Here is a 20,947-nt window from a genome sequence, read left to right as displayed (position 1 = left end):
CCCGATCAGGAGTGGGCTGGCGCAGGACCAACGCCAGGCTTATCGCTCAGCGGCCGGGCCTTGCTGTCCGGTTTGAGCAGCAGCGTCAGCACCACCGACACCAGCAGCGCGCCGCTCATGAACAGGTATGAAGCGCTCAAGGTGCCGGTGACGCCGTTGAGATAACCGACCAGGTAGGAGCCGGCAAACGAGCCCAGCGCCCCGAGGCTGTTGATCAATGCCATGGCGCCGCCCGCAACGTTGGCCGGCAGAATTTCCGGGACGATGGCGAAGAACGGACCATAGGGTGCGTACATGCAGGCGCCGGCAATGACCAGCAGCGAGTACGACCACCAGAAGTGCTCGGTGCCCAGCGCGTAGGAGCCGTAGAACGCGACGGCGGCCAGCAGCAGCGGTGGCCAGACAAAGGCTTTGCGCTTCTGGGTTTTATCCGACGCCCACGACACCAGCACCATCCCGATCACCGCGGCCAGGTAGGGCAGGGCCGAGAGCCAGCCGGCTTCGACCATGTCCATCTGCATGCCTTTCTTGATGATGGTCGGCAGCCACAGCACGAAGCCGTAAACGCCAATGCTCCAGCAGAAATACTGCGCGGCCAGCAGCAGCACGCGCGGCGAGCGGAAGGCTTCGGCGTAGTTTTTGACCGGCTTGATGCCGACCTGCTCGGCGTCGAGGCGCGATTGCAGTTCGGTCTTTTCTTCAGCGGTCAGCCATTTGGCCTGGGCCGGACGCTCGTCCACCAGACGCCACCAGATAAATGCCCAGATCACCGCCGGCAAACCTTCGACGATAAACATCCAGCGCCAGCTGAAGTGCGCCACCAGATAGCCGGACACCACCGACATCCACAGCATCGTCACCGGGTTGCCGAGGATCAGCACGGTATTGGCGCGCGAGCGTTCGGCCTTGGTGAACCAATAGCAGAGGTACACCAACATGGCCGGCATGACGGCCGCTTCGACCACGCCGAGCATGAAGCGGATACCGATCAGCATGTAGGCGTTGGAGACGATGCCGGTCAGGGTGGCCAGGCCGCCCCACAGAATCAGGCTGACGAAGATGAGTTTCTTGACACTTTTTTTCTGCGCATAGATGGCGCCGGGCACCTGAAAGAAAAAGTAACCGAGGAAGAACAACGCACCGAGCAATGACGACATGCCCGGGGTGATATTCAAGTCTTCGGCCATCCCCGACGCAGCGGCGAAGCCGTAATTGGCACGGTCCAGGTACGCCAGGCTGTAGGTGATGAAGACGATGGGCATGATCAAAAGCCAGCGACGTTTGAGGCCGGCGTGTTTGACGGATTCGAGCAGCTTTTCCATTTCAGGCTCCCTGAGCATGTTGTTTTTGTCGCAGCAGGTGATGCAGGTTCGGTGTGTGTGAAAGCGAGCGTTCAGGCGCTCTGTCGTCGCACGCCTGCCGAGACGTCGGCGGCGTCGAGTGCGGCGCGGGTGGGCAGGCCCTCCATGTCGCCACGGCTTTGCACAGCCTGGCTGCCGACCCAGTTGCCCCGGGCAGTGGCCTGTTCGAAGCCGAGGTTTTCCAGCAGCGCGCTGATCACGCCCACCGCAAAACCGTCGCCTGCGCCTACCGTGTCCACGACCTCGGCCACCGGCACGCCGGGCAAGAACGCCTCATTGAGCTGGGTGCGGTAATACGCGCCCTTGGCGCCGAGTTTGATGATCACCGCCTCGACGCCCATGTCCAGATAAAAGCGGGCGATGTCCGCCGGGGTGTCGAAACCGGTGAGCAACTCACCTTCGGCCAGGCCCGGCATGACCCAGTGGGCGTGGCTGGCGAGGTGATTCACTTCGCGGATCATCGTCGCCTGGCTCGACCACAGCGAAGGCCGCAGATTGGGGTCGAACGACACGCTGCGACCGGCCTCGCGCATTTGCGTCATCAGCACGTGGGAAAGCTCCCGGCAGGTGTCGGACAGCGCCGCCGGAATCCCCGTGGCGTGCAAGTGCCGCGCCTTGAGCAGTTCCGGGACGATGTCGTTGACCGACAAGTGACTGGCTGCCGAGCCGCGACGGAAGTACTCGACCACCGGGTCGGCGCCTTCGAGCTCCAGGGACTTGAACTGAAAACCGGTGGGGTGCGCGGCGTCCACGGTAACGTGAGCGCAATCGACGCCTTCCTGTTGCAGGCTGTCGGTGACGAAGCGGCCCATGGAGTCGTTGCCGACCCGGCTCAGCCACGCGACCTTGAAGCCCAGCCGCGACAGACCGATCGCCACGTTGCTGTCAGCGCCAGCGATGCGTTTCTCGAAGTGGCGAACCTGCGCCAGATCCCCGGTTTGCTCGGCCACCAGCATGGTCATGGTTTCGCCGAACGAGAGAATATCGATCTCAGACATGGCTCAGCGCCTCCGCGTCGGTCGCGTTCGATTGAGTGGATCGCGACTGGCCAAGGCGGGCGAGCAGGGCAACCTGCTGGCGCGTCACCTGCAGCAGGTCATCGCCTTGCAGCGGGTATTCGATGGCGCGGGGCAGGTTAACCGGCATGTGCGTGATGAGCTGCTCCCACGCTTGCAGATCGGCGGGCGCTGGCGGCACGGCAATGAGCTTGCCCGCTGCATTTACCCTGATCGCTTTGCAATGCAGGTACTCAACGTAACGACCCAACTGCTGCGCGGCGTCGCTGGCGGCCTGTTCCTGCCAGCGCCAATTGCCGATGTCGAAAGTCATGCCGATGGGCATTTGCAGCGCGGTGATCTGCGCGAAGAACTGCACGAAGGGCTCGATGCGGCCGCCTTGCTTGGTCTGGTCGTTTTCCACCAGCACGTGAACGTCGTAGGGCGCAAGACGATCGGCGAGGGCGGCGACATCGCAATGTTCGCCAAAATGGCCCAGCGAGACCTTAAGCCAGAACGCACCGCACGCCGTGGCGCGCTCCAGGGTCGGTTTCAATTCGGGGTTCGGTTGCGTGTCGCCTTCGAGCCACAACTCAAGGGGCGCCGAGTACAGGCACTCCAAGCCTTGAGCCTGAATGGCACGGGCGAGGGCAGGAAAGTCCTGGGCATCCACGCTGGGGCTGAACAGCTCTTCGCGCAGCTCGATGCGCTTGACGCCGGCATCGACGAGTAGAGGTATGAAACTGGCCTGGCCTTGCTCGCGTACAAGGTCTGCACCGAAGGCGCCGAGGCTGATGGCAACGGATGGTAGGGTCATTATTATTGTCCTCTGAAACCGGTTACATTTTTGTTCGAACGAGCGAACCGAGAAAAAGTTCGCGTCAGTGTGCAGGGCCTGACCTGCGGTATCTGTGTGGGATGTCAGGTCTGTCGTCGGGTCGAGCCCCGCGCGATCAATTGCGCAGGGAAGTCGTACAGCCGCACCGGCTCCAGATCGCCGCGCAGGCGATTGAGCAGGCACTCGAAAGCGGTGATGCCCATTTCATGGGTGGGTTGGGCGAGAGAGGTGATGCCGCTGCCGACCAGCGGGTACCAGTCCAGTTCGTCAAGGGCGATCAGGCCGACTTCGTTGAACAGATGGCAGCCCAGCTCATGCAGCTGGCGGGTGGTGATCAGGGTCGCGACGCCGTTGGCAGTGAACAGCGCTTTGGGGCCGGGGCCTTGCTGAGCGAGGAAGTGGCGCAACCGATCGCGCAACGCCTCGCCGGTTTCGCAGACCTGGCCATGCATGTCGGCGCGCTGGGCAATCTGGTGTTTGAAAGCGTCGACCCGCTCGATCCGCGAACTGGTGCCGTCCTGGGGTTCGGTGACCATCAGCACATCGCGATAGCCGGCGTTATGCAGATGATCCAGCGCTTGCCGGATCGCCGCGACGTTGTCGAGGCCGACGAGGTCGCTGTGCAGTTCATCGACCTTGCGGTCCACCAGCACCATCGGCAGCTCGCGGTGCAGTTCGCGCAGTTCATCGAGATGATGGCCGAGGGTGTTCACGATCAGGCCTTCGATGTTGTAGGAGCGCAGGGCCGCGAGATGCAGGCGTTCCTGTTCGTCGTCGCGGTCGGTGTTGCATACCACGAGGCTGTAGCCGTGCTTGCGGCAGGCGGTTTCGACGCCGTGCATGACGGCGATGGAGTAGGGGTTGCGGATGTCGGCGACGAGCATGCCGATCAGGCGGGTGCGGCCGCGTTTGAGGCCGCGGGCCATTTGGTTGGGGCGATAGCCGAGGGTGTCGATGGCCTGTTCGATGCGTTTGGCGATGGCGTCGGACAGCAGTTGGCGGTCATCGCCGATGAAGCGCGAGACGCTGGCCTTGGAGACGCCGGCGAGGTCGGCGACGTCGTTCATGGTGACGCGGGTGCGCGGCGTCGGGGTGGAAATGCTGTTCACGGCCTGGACCTTATTGGATTTATCAGCAGGCTTATGGGGGGAGCTCTTTGGCTTTGAAACCGGTTTCAGGAGACACCAGATTGGTGCGTTGCGTCAACATCGCGTTTAGAGCATCTGCCTAACGGCAGATATTTCGCCTGCGGCGTTTTTTAGATCTAGGGCGTCGGCCTAACGGCCTCGGGTTTCGCCTTCGGCGAGTTACTTGGAAAAGCACCCCAAGTAACCAAGGGTGCCTGCTCTCGGTTGGGCCCGACTTCGTCGGGTTCCTTCACTCCTGTCTCGCTCCGTGGGCCCGCGCCGAACGGACATCCATTTCCTGACGGCGCTCTCGCCGCATCCATGCGGCTCGGCCCACTGCGCGAGACCTGCGTTCAGCCTGCACCCAAGTCGCGATTGGCGGTGTCTGGGCATTTTATGTACGAAGATCAAAAGCGCTTTTAAAGCAGATCAAAGGCTTCCCGGCTGAAGCCGGTCCTACAGTCGAGGTTGCCGCCACTATTTCTGATTGTTCCCACGCTCCGCGTGGTAACGCCGCCCCGAACGCTCCGCGTCTCGAATACAGCGCGCATTCAGGCCTGGGTGACGTGACGCGGAGCGTCCTGGGATGCATACCCACGCGGAGCGTGGGCACGATCATCACGCGAGAGCATGCGGTCCAATCGTAGGACCGGCTTTAGCCGGGAAGCCTTTGATCTTGATCTTCAACCGAGATAGTTCAGACACCGCACAACGCGACTTTGGTGCAGGCTGAACGGAGGTCTCGTGGAGTGGGCCGAGCCGCATGGATGCGGCGAGAGCTGCCCCCCGCCATGGATGGCGGATGGCAGCGGGCCCACGGAGCGGGACCGGAGTGAAGGAACCCTGAGGAACGAAGGGCCCAACCGAGAGCAGGCACCCTTGGTTACTTGGGGTGCTTTTCCAAGTAACTCGCCGAAGGCGAAACCGAGGCCGTTAGGCCGACGCTTTAGATCTTGACCTTGATCTTAGCCCCTAAAACTATCCCGCCAGGCCAAACACCGCCGTTCGAGCATCGCCAGCACCCCATCGGTCAACTTGCCCAACACCGCCAATACAATGATTGCCGTCAGCACAATATCGGGCCGCGACGTCTCGCGCCCATCACTCAGCAAATACCCCAGCCCCTTCGTCGCGGCGATCAACTCTGCCGCCACCAGAAACATCCACGCCAGACTCAATCCCGATCGCAAGCCCGTGAAGATGCCGGGCAAGGCGGCGGGCCAAAAGACATGCACAACCATCTGCCACCGACTGAAGCGATACATCTGGCCCACCTCCACCAGCTTGCGGTCGATGTTGCGGATGGCCGCGACACCGTTCAGGTACACCGGAAAGAAAGCCCCAATGGCAATCAGCACTATCTTGGACGTTTCCCCAATCCCCAGCCACAACAGCAACAGCGGCACCCAGGCCAGGCTCGGGATAGAGCGCAGGCCGGCGAATGTCGGCTCCAGATAGGCTTCCGCCTCGCGGCTGAGTCCAACCCACGCCGCAAACACCAGCGCCAGCCCCGCCCCAATGACGAACCCCGACAGCACTCGCGTCAGGCTGGCGCCGATGTGCTTCCATAGCGCGCCGTCGGCCAGGTCCATCAGTGTCGAGGCGATCTCACTGGGCGCCGGCATCTGGTAGGACTGCACCCAACCCACCCGCACGGAGATTTCCAGCAACAGTAAAATGACCACCGGCATGGCAAAACCCTTCAAGCGGGTCCGCCCATTCCCACGTGCTCGCCGCACAGTCGGTTGGGCATCAGGTGCCTCGCGCTCCAACCTCTGCGCTTGGGGGCTGACGCTGCTTTCGATACCGCTGCCACCGGCTTCTCGACCCCGCGCGCTGCTCATGGCTTGGCGACGACCGCGTTGCCGAAGCCCGGGTCGATCAAGCGGTCGATGACCTGGTCGACGTTCGTGCCTTTGCGCACCAGCTCTTCAGAAACCAGAATCGGCGCGGCGGCTTTCGAAGCGGTGATGTCCTTGTCGGTCAGCAGCGGGCTGCCGAGGTCAGTGCGGGTCAGCTGCAGCTTAGCGACATCCAGCGGCAGGCCTGACTCGGTGGCGAGCAATTGCGCCAGCTCGTCCGGATTTTTCAACGACCATTCCCGGGCTTTTTCGTACGCGCCCAGGACGGTTTTAATCGCTTCCGGGTGCTCGTTCGCATAGCGCTCGGTCACGCTCACCACGCCAAAGCTGTTGAAGTCCTTGTTGCGATAGAGCAAGCGCGAGCCGGCCTGTATTTCGCTCGCCGCCATGTGCGGATCGAGCCCGGCCCAAGCGTCGACGTCACCTTTTTCCAGCGCAATACGGCCGTCCGGGTGTTGCAGATGCAGCAGCTCGACGTCGTCCTTGGTCAGCTTCGCCTGCTGCAAGGCGCGCAGGGTAAACAGATAAGGGTCGGTGCCTTTGGTGGCGGCGATTTTCTTGCCCTTGAGGTCGGCGACGTTTTGCAGGGACGAATCCTTGCGCACCACCAGCGCGGTCCATTCGGCGCGACTGTAGACGTAGATTGATTTGATCGGGCTGCCGTTGGCCCGCGCCAGCACCGCGGAGAGACTGGCAGAGGAGGCGAAGTCGACGCCGCCGCTGTTGAGGTATTCCAGCGAGCGGTTGCTGCCCTGGCTGAACACCCAGCTGATTTTGCTCGTTGGCAGCGCTTTTTCCAGCCAGCCAAAATGCTTGAGCACCAGACTGACCGGTGAATAGTAGGCGTAATCCAGATGTACCTCGGCGGGTGGCGCCTCGGCAGCCTGGGCCAGCGGTTGCAAGGTCAGTGCAAGCGCGCCGACGAGTACTTTTAACGAGGTCGGGAGGCGAGGAAACGAAGTCATGGTGAGTGTCCAATCAAAGGGCGGAAGCTGCGTACGGCTGCTTGAGACGACATCGACAGTCGGAGCGAATCGGTTAGCTTGATTGGAGCAGTGCAGGCTTTGTGCCATGGGCGGTGGCCCTGTGGAGACCCGGATTCACAGGACTTCATGGCTTTTAATGCTGCGTATGGCACAGCAGTCTGATGATCAGGTGTTGCTGGGCAAACAGTTGCGCCGGGTTATTTACGCTCTGGGTAACTCCCTGCGAAACACACGGCCAGGACCGTTGGGCGATTAATTCGGCAAATCATGCGGTTGCGTGCAACCTCTTGAGCGTTTTCTGATCTGATGGGCATTCGTTATACGGAAATATTCGCTCGCCATACTGCACCGAGCCGCACGCTGACAAGGACGTTGCATCGGGCATCATGCCCATCACGAGCCATCAGAATTTCATGCCCATATGAGCCTTTCAACGCCACCTCTGTTGTCCCGCGCGATGCAGCGCATGACCTATTTTCTATTGCCGACCCTGCTCATCGCTTCCGCCATTTTCTGGTTCGCAGCGGGCAAGGGTGTGCATGCCGAGCCCAAGAACGGCACCCAGACCCTGGTGTTTCTGCGCCACGCCGAGAAGCCCGAAACCGGCTTGGGCCAGCTGAACTGCCAGGGCCTGAACCGCGCCATCGACCTGTCCACCGTGCTGCCGAACACCTTCGGCAAGGCCGACTTCATCTTCGCCGCGAACCCCAGCCGTCATGTGGAAGAGGGGGAGCACGATCATTCCTACAGCTACCTGCGCCCGCTCATGACCGTGGGACCCAGCGCGATCAAGCTGGGCCTGCCGGTCAATATCGACTTCGCCGCCAATGACACCGGCGATCTGGCCGATGAGCTGATGCGCGACAAATACCACGACGCCACCATTTACACCGCCTGGTCCCACGGTTACCTGCCGGAGCTGATCAACAAAGTCGCTCAGGAGGCATCGGGCGAGAAACTCAAACTGGTCGACGACTGGGTCGCCGAGGACTTCGATTCCGTGCTGGTCCTGACCCTCAAGTGGAACGACGGCAAAGCCACCCTGCAGTATGAAAACTACAAGCAGAACCTTGATGGCGGGGCCGTGGGCTGCCCGAGCTGATGGGGATCCATCGGATCTCTTAGTGGGACCGACTTCGAGCCGGGAAGAGGCCAGTGTGATCACCCTCATTCTTGCGTTGTGACACCTGACGTCTTCCCGGCTAAAGCCAGTCCTACACTTAGAACGCGATCTCTTAGTGGGACCGGCTTCAGCCGGGAATAGGCCGGTTTGCTCACCCTCAATCACAGGTTCCCGCCCGAAAAATTTGTGCCCCTCCATCGATTACGCTAGCGTCAGCCGACCCTGACTGCCGGCACCTCCCCATGCGTCAAGCTCTCCAGCCCCATGCCTCGCGCCTGATCGCCTTCAATCCGCCGTTCGACTGGCAGCGCATGCTCGATTTCTTCGCGGCGCGGATGACGGCGGGGGTGGAAGCGGTGGTCGGGGGCGTTTACCTGCGCAACATCGAGTTCAAGGGCAGCCAGGGTGCCTTGACGGTGGAACTGGCGCCGGGCGGGCATCAACTGCTGGCGACCGCCCACGGCGAGGTGAGTCAGCACATTGATGAGCTGATCGTGCCGGTTTCACACATGTTCGATCTGTACGCCGAACCGCACATCATCGACCAATCCCTCTCGCAAGACCCGTGGCTGGCATCGCTGGTGCAGCGTCGTCCGGGGCTGCGCGTGCCCGGGGCGTTTTCCGGGTTCGAGCTGGCGGTGCGCACGATCGTCGGGCAGCAGGTCAGCGTGAAGGGTGCGACGACGATTGTCGGTCGCCTGGTGCAGCGCGCCGGGGTTCAGGTCAACGAGGGGTTGCATCCACAATTGGCCTGGCGCTTCCCGACGCCTGAGGCCTTGGCGCAGGCCAACCTGGACAAGATCGGCATGCCCGGCAAGCGCGTCGACACCCTGCAGCGTCTCGCGGCAGCGGTGGCCAGTGGCGAGCTGTCCCTTGACGTTCGCCATGGCGACCTCGGCGATGTGCGGCGACAGCTGCTGGCCATGCCCGGCATCGGCCCCTGGACCGTGGAGTACATTGCCATGCGCGCCTGGCGTGACCCGGACGCCTGGCCCGCCGCCGACCTGGTGCTGATGAACCTGATGACCCAGCAAGAGCCATCGCTGCTCCGTTTGCCGCAGCACAAGGCGCGGGCCGAAGCCTGGAAACCCTGGCGCGCCTACGCCGCGATTCACATCTGGAATTCCGCAGCGGACGCGGCAGGCAAGCAGAAGGGCGGTTGACCGGGGAGTTCGAGCGCAAGAACCGGGTGGTTCGGGAGGGGCGCGCGAGTAGTATGACGGCGTACGGCCCATGCCCGGACGATTCCAGATAACCCCCGCGCGCCCGTATCGACAGCAAAAATCAGAGCAGGAGCCAGACGATGATCTTCACCTACCGTTTCATCGATTCCCCGGTCGGTCAGCTGAAACTGATCGCCAAAGGTCCGCGCCTGGCCGCCGTGCTGTGGGAAAACGACCGCCCGAATCGCGTGCTGCTGGGGGCGATGAGCGAAGACACCGGCAGCGATATCCTTGACCGGACTGAGCGCCAGCTCGCCGAATACTTCGCCGGGCAGCGTCAGCGCTTCGACCTTGAGCTCGAATTCCATGGCACAGCCTTTCAGCAGACAGTCTGGCAGGCCTTGTTGAGCATTCCCTTCGGTGAAACCCGCAGTTATCTCGACGTTGCCCTGCAGATCGGCAACCCGGCGGCCGTGCGCGCGGTCGGTGCCGCCAACGGCAAGAACCCGATTTCCATCATCGCTCCCTGCCATCGGGTCATCGGCAGCTCCGGAGCGCTCACTGGTTTTGCCGGTGGCCTCGACGCCAAGCATCTGCTGCTGACGCTAGAGGGTTATCAGCCCGCACTCCGGGAAAAGCGCGTCAAGGCAGTGGCTTCGACCCAGGCGTCACTGTTCTAGACTGGCCCACGCAATCACGCACACGCACACCGTAAAAGTAAGCACCCGCCCCGAAACCGACTCAATGGAGATGATCATGCCCGGTTCCGCTCAGACGTTTCGCTCGTTGCATCACCAATCCACCGTTTTGCGCCTGCCCAATGCCTGGGATGCGGGCAGCGCTCGACTGTTCGAAAGCCTCGGCGCCACCGCCATCGCGACCACCAGCGCCGGGGTCGCCTGGGCCCACGGCTATGCCGATGGCCGGGTGTTTCCGGTCGACATTGCCGTCAGCGTTGCGGCCGGCATCGCCCGGGTGATCAAGGTGCCACTGTCGGTCGACATCGAAAACGGTTACGCGGACGACCCGCAAACCGTCGCGGAAAACGTCAAGCGGGTGCTGGACGTCGGCGCGGTCGGGATCAATATCGAAGATGGTTCCGACGCGCCGGCGCTTCTCGCCCGTAAGATCGAGGCGATCAAAAACATGGCGGCCCGCAACGGCCTGGACGTCTTTATCAATGCCCGCACGGACGTGTACCTGGCGAGTCTGGTCCCTGATGAGCTGCGTCTGGAAGAAAGCCTGAAGCGCGGCCAGCTGTACAGGGAGGCGGGCGCGGACGGCCTGTTCGTCGCGGCCCTGGTGGATGTCGAGCAGATCAAAGCCGTCGTTGCAGGCATCGGTCTGCCCATCAATCTGCTGGCGCGACAGGGACTGCCCGCCGCCGACGTACTGGCCGAGTTGGGCGTGCGCCGTTTGAGCGCCGGGTCGAGCATTGCCCAGACGCTGTGGGGACAGGCTGAACAACTGGCGCGGGATTTTCTGCAGGAGGGCCGCTCAGAGACAGTCACCGACACCAGCCTCGCATATCCGCAGATTCAGGCGCTGTTTGAGCGCTAGGCAGGGCTTTTGAGCAGGGTGGCGATTCCCCGGATTCGCCGCTCTGTTACAAAAATGGCAGCCGGATCGACAAGAGGCGCTGGTCAGGGTTAATCGAAAAGAGTACAAATGTGCTCCATGACGACCCTATCCCCCAAACGCGCTGCTATCCTCACGTTCATTCGAGATCGCATCGCCCAGAATGGCCAGCCTCCCAGCCTGGCAGAAATTTCCGAGGCCTTCGGATTTGCGTCCCGCAGTGTTGCGCGCAAGCATATCGTGGCCCTGACCGACGCCGGCTTGATCGAAGTCGTCGCCAATCAGGCCCGCGGTATCCGCCTGCTGGACACTCGCCCACGTCCGCAGATGCTCGACATACCCGTGCTCGGCCGAGTGGCCGCCGGTGCGCCCATCGGGCCCGATCTCGATCACCACGACACCTTCACGCTGGACAGCCGCACCTTCATGCGCGTCCCGGATTACCTGTTGCGGGTGAACGGGGACTCGATGATCGACGACGGCATCTTCGACGGCGATCTGGTGGGCATCCTGCAAAGCGCCGAGGCCCGCGACGGGCAGATCATCGTCGCCCGACTGGATGGCGAAGTGACCATCAAGCGCCTTGAGCGCGGCGATGATCAGTTGCGCCTGCTGCCGCGCAACCCTGCCTACCAACCGATCATCGTGCGGCCCGACCAGGACTTCGCCATCGAAGGCGTGTTCTGTGGCCTGGTGCGGCGGGAATGATGGGCGCGGTGGTCAGCCTCGACGCGCTGCTGGACGAGCGGCGCGTCTGGAAGGGGCGTCAGCAGGTTGCTTCGGTGGCCGCGCAGCCCACCGGCCACGCGGCCCTCGATGCAGCGTTGCCTTTGGGCGGCTGGCCACCTGCAGCGATGACCGAAGTGCTGGTGGCGGCCAACGGCAGTGGCGAGTTGCGGCTGATGTGGCCAACCCTGGCGCGGCTCGCTGACAGCGGCGAGCGCATCGTGCTGGTTGCGCCTCCTTTTTTGCCCTATGCCCAGGCCTGGCAGATGGCGGGCATCGACCTGAAGCAGTTGTCGATCATTCATGCCAACGAGCGCGATGCCTTGTGGGCGGTGGAGCAATGCCTGCGTTCGGGCAGTTGCGGCGCTGTGTTGTGCTGGCCCACCAAAGTCGACGACCGCGCCTTGCGGCGGTTGCAGGTGGCCGCCGAAACCGGTGAAACCCTGGCCTTTGCCTGCCGCGGGCATGAGGCGGCGGCCAATCCGTCACCGGCCGCGCTGCGCATTGCGATCGATGCACGCCCCAGTCAGTTGCGGGTGCTGAAGTGTCGCGGCGGGCTGGCGCCGTCTTCCCCCGTTCCGTTCACTGCTGACGCCTGAGGTTGTCATGCTCTGGGCTTGTGTCCTCCTCCCGCAGCTGGCGCTGGACGGCGTCATGCGTCGTCGCGAAAACCCTGAAGAACCGCTGGCACTGATCAGCGGCACGGCCCAGCGCCGGGTGCTGCAAACGGTCAACCCGGCGGCCCGAACCATAGGCCTGCGTGCCGGCCAGTCGTTGACCGCAGCCCATGCTATGACCCGTGAATTCGCCACGGTCGAATACGACCCGGACGAAACCGAGCGCTGGCATCGTTTGCTGGCGGCCTGGGCCTACCGTTTCAGTTCCCACGTCAGCCTCAAGTACCCGCGCGTGCTGTTGATGGAGGTCGAATCCAGCTTCGGCCTGTTCGGGCCATGGCCGGTGTTCGAAGCGCGTCTGCGTCAGGAACTGACCGAACTGGGCTTCACCCACCGCATCGTTGCGGCGCCCAACCCGCTGGCGGCCCGCATGCTCGCCAACGCCCATGATAGGCTTGCCGTGACCGATGGCGACACGCTGCACGAGGTGCTGGCACAGATGCCGGTCAACCGTATCGGCCTGCCAACCGAAGTCGCCACTGCACTGGCGCGCATGGGGCTGCACCGCGTGCGACAGGTTGAGGCGTTGCCCCGCGACACCCTGGCCCGGCGTTTCCCGGCGGCCGTGCTGCAACACCTCGACACGCTGTTTGGGCGCAGGCCCATGGGGCTGGAGTGCTATGTGCCGCCGGACCGTTTCGATACCCGCATCGAGCTGAATTTCGACGTCGAATCCCATCAGGCGCTGTTGTTTCCGCTCAAGCGCATGATTGCCGATCTGGCGGTGTTTCTGGCCGGGCGCGACAGCGGCGTTCAGCGTTTCGTGATTCATCTGGAGCACGTGCCGAGCGTTGGCAGCGTTGCGCCGGACACGCAGATTCCCGTCGGCCTGCTCAGCGCCGAGCGCGAAGCCAACATGCTGTTCGAGCTGGCGCGTGGCCGTCTGGAGCAAGTCGAAGTGCCTTCGCCGGTGCGCGCACTCAGATTGCAGGCCAAGGATCTGCCGGCGTTCGTGCCCACCCACCGCGAACTGTTCGACGACCGCCCGCAGCAGACCATGCCCTGGGAGCAGCTGCGCGAACGCCTGCGTGCCCGGCTCGGAGATGAAGCGGTCGCAGGGCTGGGTTTCAATGCCGACCATCGCCCGGAACACGCCTCGCTGTCAGCATCCCCCAGCAAACCGCTGGCGCTGACCCTTAAAGTGCCACGCCCCGGCTGGCTGTTGCCTGAGCCGGAGTTACTGACCGAGCCCGGCCTGCGCGTGTTGGCCGGGCCGGAGCGCATCGAGTCGGGCTGGTGGGACGGCGGCGACGTGCGCCGCGACTACTACCTCGTCGAAACCCGCAACGGCCAGCGCGGCTGGGCGTACCGCAGCGTCGGTGACAGCAACCTGTTGCTCCACGGCTGGTTCGCATGAGCGGGGGATACGCTGAGCTGCATTGCCTATCGAACTTCAGCTTTCAGCGCGGGGCGTCGAGTGCGAAGGAGCTGTTCGAGCGCGCCAGGCTGCACGGCTATCAAGCGCTGGCGATTACCGATGAATGCACCCTGGCGGGGATCGTGCGGGCGTGGCAGGCGGCGAAGGAGTGTGCACTGCCGCTGATCATCGGCAGCGAAATCACTGTCGAGAACGGGCCGAAAATCGTCTTGCTGGTGGAGAATCTTGCCGGTTACCAAGCCTTGTGTCGCTTGATCACCCAGGGTCGGCGTCGAAGCAAGAAAGGCGAATACCGCTTGCTGCGCGAGGACTTCCAGCCGCCGCTCTCGGGGCTTTTGGCGCTGTGGCTGCCGGATCTTGATCAGGACGTTCCGACGCGGCGGGAACAAGGCGCATGGCTGCGTGGGATTTTTCAGCAGAATCTGTGGCTGAGCGTCGAGTTGCATTGCGGTCCGGATGACCGAAAGCGCCTTAACACTCTGCTCGGTATGGCGCGGGCCCTGGCGATTCCAGCCGTCGCAAGCGGCGACGTGCACATGCACGCTCGCGGTCGTCGGGCCTTGCAGGACACCATGAGCGCCGTTCGCCACCACACCACCGTGGCCGAGGCGGGGCATCGGCTGTTTGCCAACGGTGAGCGGCATCTGCGGCCGCTGTCGGTGCTCGGCGAGGTGTATCCGGCAAGCCTGCTGATCGAAACCGTGAACATCGCCCGGCGCTGCACCTTCGACCTCAGTGAATTGCGCTACGAATACCCCCATGAACTGGTACCGCCAGACCAGTCCCCCAGCTCTTGGCTGCGGCATCTGACCGAGCAGGGCGCAAGCCGTCGCTGGCCTCAAGGCGTGCCGGAGGTCGCCCGCAGCAACATCGAAAAAGAGCTGAAGGTGATCGCGGCCAAGCGGTACGAGAGTTACTTCCTTACGGTGCATGACATCGTCAGCTTCGCCCGCGACCAGCACATTCTTTGCCAGGGCCGAGGCTCGGCGGCCAACTCCACAGTGTGTTTCGCCCTGGGCATCACCGAACTGGACCCGTCAAAAAGCAATCTGCTGTTCGAGCGTTTCATCTCCGAAGAGCGCGACGAGCCCCCGGACATCGACGTCGATTTCGAGCACGAACGGCGGGAGGAAGTCCTGCAATACGTGTTCCGTCGATACGGACGGGGCAGGGCGGCGCTCACTGCCGTTGCCAGTACCTACCACGGTGCGGGAGCGGTCCGCGATGTGGCGCGCGTCCTCGGTTTGCCCCCCGATCAGATCAACGCTTTGGCCGACTGCTTCAGCCGCTGGAGCGACAGCATGCCGCCCGCCGAACGCCTGCGCGAATGCGGTTTCGAACCCGACAGTCCGATCCTGCGGCGGGTACTGACGCTGACCGGCGAACTCATCGGCTTCCCGCGGCATTTGTCCCAGCACCCCGGCGGTTTCGTGATTTCCGAGCACCCGCTGGAAACCCTGGTGCCGGTGGAAAACGCCGCCATGGCGGACCGGACCATTATTCAATGGGACAAGGACGACCTCGATCTGGTGGGCCTGCTCAAGGTCGATATCCTGGCCTTGGGCATGCTCAGCGCGCTGCGCCGGACCTTCGATCTGGTCAGGGGCTATCGTGGTTACGACCTGACCATCGCGACCATTCCTTCCGAGGACAAACCGACCTACGACATGATCACCCGCGCCGACACCATCGGCGTCTTCCAGATCGAGTCGCGGGCGCAGATGTCCATGCTGCCGCGCTTGAAACCCAACACCTTCTATGACCTGGTGATCGAAGTCGCCATCGTCCGCCCCGGGCCCATTCAGGGCGGCATGGTGCATCCGTACCTGCGCCGCAAGAACGGCGAAGAGGCAGTGACGTACCCGTCCGAAGAACTGAAAGTGGTGTTCGAGCGCACGTTGGGCGTTCCGCTGTTTCAGGAGCAGGTCATGCAGCTGGCGATCGTCGCCGCCGATTACTCCCCCGGGGAGGCGGATCAATTGCGCCGTTCCATGGCGGCCTGGAAGCGCCACGGCGGTCTCGAGCCCCATCGCATTCGCCTCAGCGAGCGCATGAAGGAAAAGGGCTACCCCGACGAGTTCATCCAGCGGATTTTCGAACAGATCAAGGGCTTCGGCAGCTATGGCTTCCCGGAATCCCACGCCGCCAGTTTCGCGCTGTTGACCTACGCCAGTTGCTGGCTCAAATGCCACGAGCCGGCGGCGTTCACCTGCGCACTCATCAACAGTTGGCCGATGGGCTTTTACAGCCCTGATCAATTGCTGCAAGACGCCCGGCGCCACCACATCGATGTGCATCCGGTGGACGTGCGTTACAGCGACTGGGACTGTTCGCTGGAGCCGGTGGCCGGCCGAGAATACAACCAGAACCTGGCGATCCGCATGGGCCTGCGCATGATTCGCGGCTTTCGCGAGGAAGACGCCAGACGCATCGAACAGGCGCGGGGCGTACGGGATTTCAAAGACGTAACCGACCTGTGCATTCGCGCCGAGCTGGACAATCGGGCCCGTGCTGCGCTGGCGGATTCCGGTGCACTGCGGGGGCTGGTGGGGCATCGGCATCGGGCGCGCTGGGAAATCGCCGGCGTCGAGATGCAACGGCCGTTGTTCGGGGATGACTGTTTTGGCGAAGAGGCCCAGGTCGCGCTGCCGTTGCCGAGTGTCGCCCAGGACCTTGCAGCCGATTACGACACCCTCGGCACCACCCTCGGCCCACACCCGTTGGCCCTGCTGCGCCATAAACTCGCCGCGAAGCGTTTTCGCAGTTCTAAGGATTTGCTGGATGAAGAACATGGTCGGAGCTTCAGCGTCGCCGGTCTTGTCGTCGGTCGACAACGGCCCGGTACCGCCAGCGGCGTGACCTTTGTCACCCTGGAAGACGAACACGGCATGATCAACGTCGTGGTCTGGCGTGATCTGGCCGAGCGTCAGCGCAAGGTGTTGGTGGGGTCGCAGTTGATGCAGGTGTTCGGCAAGTTCGAATACCAGAAGGGCGTGCGCCACGTCATCGCCCAGCGATTGTTCGACCTCACGCCGATGCTCACCGGGCTCGACGTGCGCAGTCGGGACTTCAAGTGATGGGCAGGGACACATCGAACATGACGTTATCGCCGAGCTACCGGTGATAAACAGTGTGGGAGCGAGCTTGCTCGCGAAAAGGACAGTCCATCCGCAGAATCTTTAGCGACTGGAATGCTGTCTTCGTGAGCAAGCTCACGCCCACATGGACCGCGTCTGCTCCGCGATACCGTGGCGTCTTGACGACGGGCAATCCCCTACAGAAAGTTCACCTGCCCGATCCTGAGTTCGGGCGACAAGTGCCTCCGCGACTCAGATTTCCACCTTCACCGCCCGCCCGGTCTTGATCGACTCAATGGCGCAGTTCGCCAGATGCAAAGCTTTCAAGCCATCGCGGGCGTTGCTCGGCAGGGGCTGGTTGCCGCGCACCGCGTCGATGAACTGATTCAGTTCGATGCGGTAGGAAGCGGCATAACGCTCGAGGAAGAAGTTCTCCAGCGGCTCGCGCATTTCGGTTTGCGTGGCGCTGTAGCTGCGCACCGTGCTCGGGCGATGGTTGTCGTTGAGGATCATCCCCTTTGAACCGAACACTTCCAGGCGCTGATCGTAGCCGTACACGGCCTCGCGGCAGCAATTGATGTGGCACTGTTTGCCGGAGGCGGTGCGCAGCAGGACCATCACGCTGTCGTAGTCGTCGATCTGGGCGAGCGCGGGCTCCACCAGTCGGCTGGCGATGGCGATCACTTCGATGGGTTCTTCGCCGAGGAGTGTGCGTGCGGTGTCGAAATCATGGATGGTCATGTCGCGGAAGATGCCGCCGGAGTGGGTCAGGTACTCCACCGGTGCCAGCCCCGGATCACGGCTGGTGATCACCACTTGGCGCACCTCGCCGATGTCCCCCCGTGTAATGGCTTTGCGCATCTGCAAGGTGTCCGGGTCGAAACGGCGGTTGAAACCCAGCATCACTTTGCCGTTCAGGCGCTCGATCTCTTCCACTGCGCGGGCGGCTTTGGCGAAATCCAGGTCAATGGGTTTCTCGCACAGCACCGGTTTGCCCAGCTTAACCGCCCGCAGCATCAGGTCGATGTGGGTGTCGGTCGGCGTGCCGATGACAATCGCGTCCACATCGTCCCGGGCAATGGCCTCGGCGCAATCGTAGGCCGCCGCGCAACCCAGCCTCCCGGCCAGGGTGTCGACGCCTTCGCGCCATGGATCAGCGATCAGCACGAGTTGCACGTCGGGGTTGGCAGCCACGTTGGCCGCGTGAATGTTGGCGATACGGCCTGCGCCGAGGACAGCAATGCGTAGCATGGGTGGATCTCCGGGATTGTTGTTATGGGGTGATCGGCGTAAAGGCGCGACTGCGCGTCAGTGGGTCAAGTTGAACGGTGTCACCACCTGCACGTGGGACACGGGAATCGGCATCGCCTTCCACAGGCGATGAAACTGCAGGATGTGCAGAAACGCGTTGCGGGCGTCCACGTGCAGGTTGTGATCGATGATCGCGGCCATCTTTTCTTCCGCCAGCAGTTGCCGGTTTTCCTGATCGAGGTCGTGCCCGATGAACACCTCCAGGGGCCGATCGAGTGCGGCGAAGGCTTCGACGATGGCTCGGTTGCCGCCGCCGACGCTGTAAATGGCCTTGATCGACGGATTGTCCCGCAGCGCCCGAGTCACGTTTTCAAAGGTCGGCTCATGCACCCCAAACCCTCCGGTGACGTCGACCACGCGCAGGTGCGCCGCACGGCTGCGCAGCCAGGTGCGGAAACCCATTTCCCGTTCTTCCTCGCCCCGAAACAGCTCACTGCTGATCACCACCGCCACGTCTTGCGCTTCTTCGGCCAGCCAGCGCGACATCAGGTACGCCGCGGTTTGCCCGGCGGTGCGATTGTCCATACCGATGTAACCAATGCGCTCACTCTGGGGCAGGTCGGAAACAAATGTCACCACCGGCACACCCGCCGCCGTGGCCTGATTCACTGCCTCGTTGATCGGTAACTCATCTGCGGCCTTGATGATCAGGCCCTGACTGCCTTTGCCGACGCAACGCAGGATCAGGTCGTGCATCTGCTGCGTGCCGATGGCCTGATACAGGTGAAAACGCGGAAAGACACGAAACGGCGCCAGATTGCCGAGCTGCGCGAGAATCGCCTCCTGCACTGCATCGCTGAAGCGCTTGGGTGTGTGGAGGATGACATCGATATGAAAGGTGCGGCCCACCGCAGGCCCGGACTTTTCCTGGGCTTCGAGTTCTTCGAGGGCTTGATGAATGCGGCGGTGGGTCTGGTAATGCACGCTGCCGCGCTGGTGCAGGACGCGATCGACCGTCGCTTTGCTCACGCCGGCCTGAGTCGCGATCTGCTTGATGGAAAAACGTCTGGCGCGGTCGAGCATGTGAATCCCCTGGCGCCTCTGGATGAGGTCTTGTTGAGGTCGATTCGGGGCCTCGGTGAGGCTGTCGCAATGCTAGCCGCAGTTCTATTGCTTGTACAGATGGAAATTAAATTCCAAATAACAGGTTGTCGCTGTGCGTGTTGAATGCCACACATCCCTTGGCACGGGCTGTGCTGTGCTCAACGCATCAGCTGAAAACCCACTCGCCCGGAGCCCCCATGTACAAAGACTATCCCGCTGCTTATCAGGTCAGCAAAGGCTCGGCCCTGCAGGTCGACACCGCCTTTTATCAACGCATTCGCGACGCGCAGGACAGCCGCACCCTGGTCGAGCAATTCGAAGTGCCCATCCGCACCGGGCGGGCGTGGAAGGTCACGGCCGGGCAGGTGTTCCGTGTGACCACCCCGGTGGGCCCGCAAGTGGGCGACTTCAATGTCTGGAGCGCCGACGACCCGCGCGAACGCATGTGGGCCGCGCGCACCCGGCAACTGCAGGGCGCCCATGTCACTACCCACGACCGCCTGTGGTCTAACCTGCCGTTCCTGCGGCCGATGGTCACCATCACCGACGACAGCCTCGCCAGTTACGGCATCGACGAACACGGCGGCAGACTGCATGACCTGCTCGGCACCCGCTGCGATCCCTATGTGAACAAAATGCTCACCGGCGAAGACTTTCACCACCACTGCCATTCGAACCTGACCCGCGCCGTGTTGCCCCATGGCCTGACCGAGTTTGACGTCCACGACGTGCTGAACATCTTCCAGTGCACCGGCTTGAATCACGACGACCTGTATTTCATGAAAGCCTGCCCGGCCAAACAGGGGGACTACCTGGAGTTTTTCGCCGAGATCGACCTGCTCTGCGCGTTGTCAACGTGCCCGGGTGGTGACCTGTCCCTGCCGATGTGGGGCCCGGATGCTCAGGACCCGCTGACCGTTTGCCGGCCATTGGGCGTCGAAATCTACGACCTTGATGCGGCGTTGCTGCAAGGCTGGGAGCAGCCCAAGCGCGCGGCCTACAATGGCTTGCACGGGTTGAAGATCGCCAAGGCGGACTGGGAGAAGTAAGGCCGTAGATGCAGGTGCTGCAGTGACAGAGCCTGCGGGCAGGTCACCGCGATCAGGCATCCCGCAACAAGTCGTGGGCGTCGAGCAGGCGCCAGGCGATTTCGGGGTTTCTTTCCAGGCCGCGGCGGATGGCGGCGGGGATGGCGGCGCGGGTCTTGCGGCACATGCCGGGCAGTGCGGCGATGTCGATGACCATGCCGCGCATGCTGCGCACCTCATTGAAGCCGGGAGCGATGTCCAGGCGGATGCCGAGTTGGTCGAACATTCGCGTTTGCAGGCGCTGCAGATCTTCCAGGCTGGCGATATTTTCCAGGCGATCGAGCAGGCGTTTCTCTTCCTGGCGGGTCAGGCGAAGGATGCGCACATCTGCCCCGTCCAGCGCCAACAGTTGGTCGCGGTCGCATTGACAGGCGCCGGGCGGGCAGGGCGAGCGGATCGGCAATGGGGAAGTCATGGGCTCCGATCATAACCATCGGCTGTAGGGATTTACAGCGGTAGCACGGGCCTTCGCGCCGGAACATCGAATCTTGAATCTGGTAAGGCCAATAGCTTGATTTGTTGATTGGTCTTGCCAATGATCGGGCGGCTGTGTAGTTTTTTCCTGAGCCGCAGGGCGAGCCATTCAGCTGCGGCCCGCGCTTTCAGCATTCAT

Annotated in this window: 18 protein-coding genes; 9 read left to right on the top strand and 9 right to left on the bottom strand. The window is 62.8% G+C overall.

Annotation, left to right across the window (positions count from 1 at the left end; genetic code table 11):
- Window positions 1-5: 5 nt before the first annotated feature.
- The 6 genes from AC3ISG_RS13715 to AC3ISG_RS13690 all read right to left on the bottom strand — a co-directional run bounded on the left by AC3ISG_RS13715 (window position 6) and on the right by AC3ISG_RS13690 (window position 7,148).
- Window positions 6-1,322 carry an MFS transporter gene (locus AC3ISG_RS13715; protein WP_489297188.1) on the bottom strand — a complete coding sequence of 439 codons (1,317 nt, stop codon included), beginning with the start codon at window positions 1,320-1,322 and terminating at the stop codon, window positions 6-8.
- A 71-nt stretch (window positions 1,323-1,393) separates the two neighbouring features.
- Window positions 1,394-2,359 carry a sugar kinase gene (locus AC3ISG_RS13710; protein WP_205483659.1) on the bottom strand — a complete coding sequence of 322 codons (966 nt, stop codon included), beginning with the start codon at window positions 2,357-2,359 and terminating at the stop codon, window positions 1,394-1,396.
- Window positions 2,352-3,173: a sugar phosphate isomerase/epimerase family protein gene (locus AC3ISG_RS13705; protein ID WP_489297187.1), complete on the bottom strand. Its 822-nt coding sequence runs from the start codon at window positions 3,171-3,173 to the stop codon at window positions 2,352-2,354. The genes AC3ISG_RS13710 and AC3ISG_RS13705 overlap by 8 nt, the downstream gene beginning before the upstream one ends.
- A 104-nt stretch (window positions 3,174-3,277) precedes the next feature.
- Window positions 3,278-4,261, bottom strand: a complete 984-nt coding sequence (locus AC3ISG_RS13700) for a LacI family DNA-binding transcriptional regulator (RefSeq protein WP_489299535.1) — start codon at window positions 4,259-4,261, stop codon at window positions 3,278-3,280.
- Window positions 4,262-5,286: 1,025 nt separating this feature from the next.
- Complete coding sequence (locus AC3ISG_RS13695; protein ID WP_489299534.1) at window positions 5,287-6,060, bottom strand: ABC transporter permease; 774 nt, start codon at window positions 6,058-6,060, stop codon at window positions 5,287-5,289.
- 101 nt (window positions 6,061-6,161) lie between these two features.
- A complete protein-coding gene (locus AC3ISG_RS13690) occupies window positions 6,162-7,148 on the bottom strand; it encodes an aliphatic sulfonate ABC transporter substrate-binding protein (RefSeq protein ID WP_489297186.1) in 987 nt (328 codons plus the stop codon).
- Window positions 7,149-7,626: 478 nt separating this feature from the next.
- Here AC3ISG_RS13690 and AC3ISG_RS13685 point away from each other — a divergent pair, with 478 nt between their 5' ends.
- The 8 genes from AC3ISG_RS13685 (at window position 7,627) to AC3ISG_RS13650 (ending at window position 16,891) form a co-directional block, all read left to right on the top strand.
- Complete coding sequence (locus AC3ISG_RS13685; RefSeq protein ID WP_420793094.1) at window positions 7,627-8,271, top strand: hypothetical protein; 645 nt, start codon at window positions 7,627-7,629, stop codon at window positions 8,269-8,271.
- A 263-nt stretch (window positions 8,272-8,534) separates the two neighbouring features.
- Window positions 8,535-9,455, top strand: a complete 921-nt coding sequence (locus tag AC3ISG_RS13680) for a DNA-3-methyladenine glycosylase family protein (RefSeq protein ID WP_489297185.1) — start codon at window positions 8,535-8,537, stop codon at window positions 9,453-9,455.
- A gap of 140 nt (window positions 9,456-9,595) precedes the next feature.
- Window positions 9,596-10,135: a methylated-DNA--[protein]-cysteine S-methyltransferase gene (locus AC3ISG_RS13675; protein ID WP_122537246.1), complete on the top strand. Its 540-nt coding sequence runs from the start codon at window positions 9,596-9,598 to the stop codon at window positions 10,133-10,135.
- A 76-nt stretch (window positions 10,136-10,211) separates the two neighbouring features.
- The gene (locus AC3ISG_RS13670) at window positions 10,212-11,015 is read left to right on the top strand and encodes an isocitrate lyase/PEP mutase family protein (RefSeq protein WP_489297184.1); all 804 of its coding nucleotides are present in this window, start codon (window positions 10,212-10,214) and stop codon (window positions 11,013-11,015) included.
- Window positions 11,016-11,123: 108 nt separating this feature from the next.
- Window positions 11,124-11,741 carry a transcriptional repressor LexA gene (gene lexA / locus AC3ISG_RS13665; RefSeq protein WP_122537244.1) on the top strand — a complete coding sequence of 206 codons (618 nt, stop codon included), beginning with the start codon at window positions 11,124-11,126 and terminating at the stop codon, window positions 11,739-11,741.
- Window positions 11,741-12,358 (top strand): translesion DNA synthesis-associated protein ImuA, encoded by a 618-nt coding sequence (gene imuA, locus AC3ISG_RS13660; RefSeq protein ID WP_205487507.1) that lies wholly within the window; start codon window positions 11,741-11,743, stop codon window positions 12,356-12,358. The genes lexA and imuA overlap by 1 nt, the downstream gene beginning before the upstream one ends.
- 7 nt (window positions 12,359-12,365) lie before the next feature.
- Complete coding sequence (locus AC3ISG_RS13655; protein ID WP_489297183.1) at window positions 12,366-13,793, top strand: Y-family DNA polymerase; 1,428 nt, start codon at window positions 12,366-12,368, stop codon at window positions 13,791-13,793.
- Window positions 13,790-16,891, top strand: coding sequence for an error-prone DNA polymerase (locus AC3ISG_RS13650; protein ID WP_489297182.1), 3,102 nt, complete (start codon window positions 13,790-13,792; stop codon window positions 16,889-16,891). Before AC3ISG_RS13655 ends, AC3ISG_RS13650 begins: the two co-directional genes overlap by 4 nt.
- Window positions 16,892-17,143: 252 nt before the next feature.
- Here AC3ISG_RS13650 and iolG read toward each other — a convergent pair whose 3' ends face one another.
- Window positions 17,144-18,142, bottom strand: coding sequence for an inositol 2-dehydrogenase (gene iolG / locus AC3ISG_RS13645; protein ID WP_489297181.1), 999 nt, complete (start codon window positions 18,140-18,142; stop codon window positions 17,144-17,146).
- Between the two features lie 57 nt (window positions 18,143-18,199).
- The gene (locus tag AC3ISG_RS13640) at window positions 18,200-19,225 is read right to left on the bottom strand and encodes a LacI family DNA-binding transcriptional regulator (protein ID WP_122625441.1); all 1,026 of its coding nucleotides are present in this window, start codon (window positions 19,223-19,225) and stop codon (window positions 18,200-18,202) included.
- A gap of 218 nt (window positions 19,226-19,443) precedes the next feature.
- Between AC3ISG_RS13640 and AC3ISG_RS13635 the strand changes: the two genes are divergently transcribed.
- Window positions 19,444-20,295 (top strand): urea carboxylase-associated family protein, encoded by an 852-nt coding sequence (locus AC3ISG_RS13635; RefSeq protein WP_489297180.1) that lies wholly within the window; start codon window positions 19,444-19,446, stop codon window positions 20,293-20,295.
- Window positions 20,296-20,347: 52 nt separating this feature from the next.
- Here AC3ISG_RS13635 and AC3ISG_RS13630 read toward each other — a convergent pair whose 3' ends face one another.
- Window positions 20,348-20,749, bottom strand: coding sequence for a hypothetical protein (locus tag AC3ISG_RS13630; protein WP_122537237.1), 402 nt, complete (start codon window positions 20,747-20,749; stop codon window positions 20,348-20,350).
- Window positions 20,750-20,947: the final 198 nt, after the last annotated feature.

The organism is Pseudomonas sp. GL_135, assembly GCF_057834665.1.
Note: the sequence above shows the minus strand (reverse complement) of the source record. Positions and strands in the feature narration are given on the sequence as shown.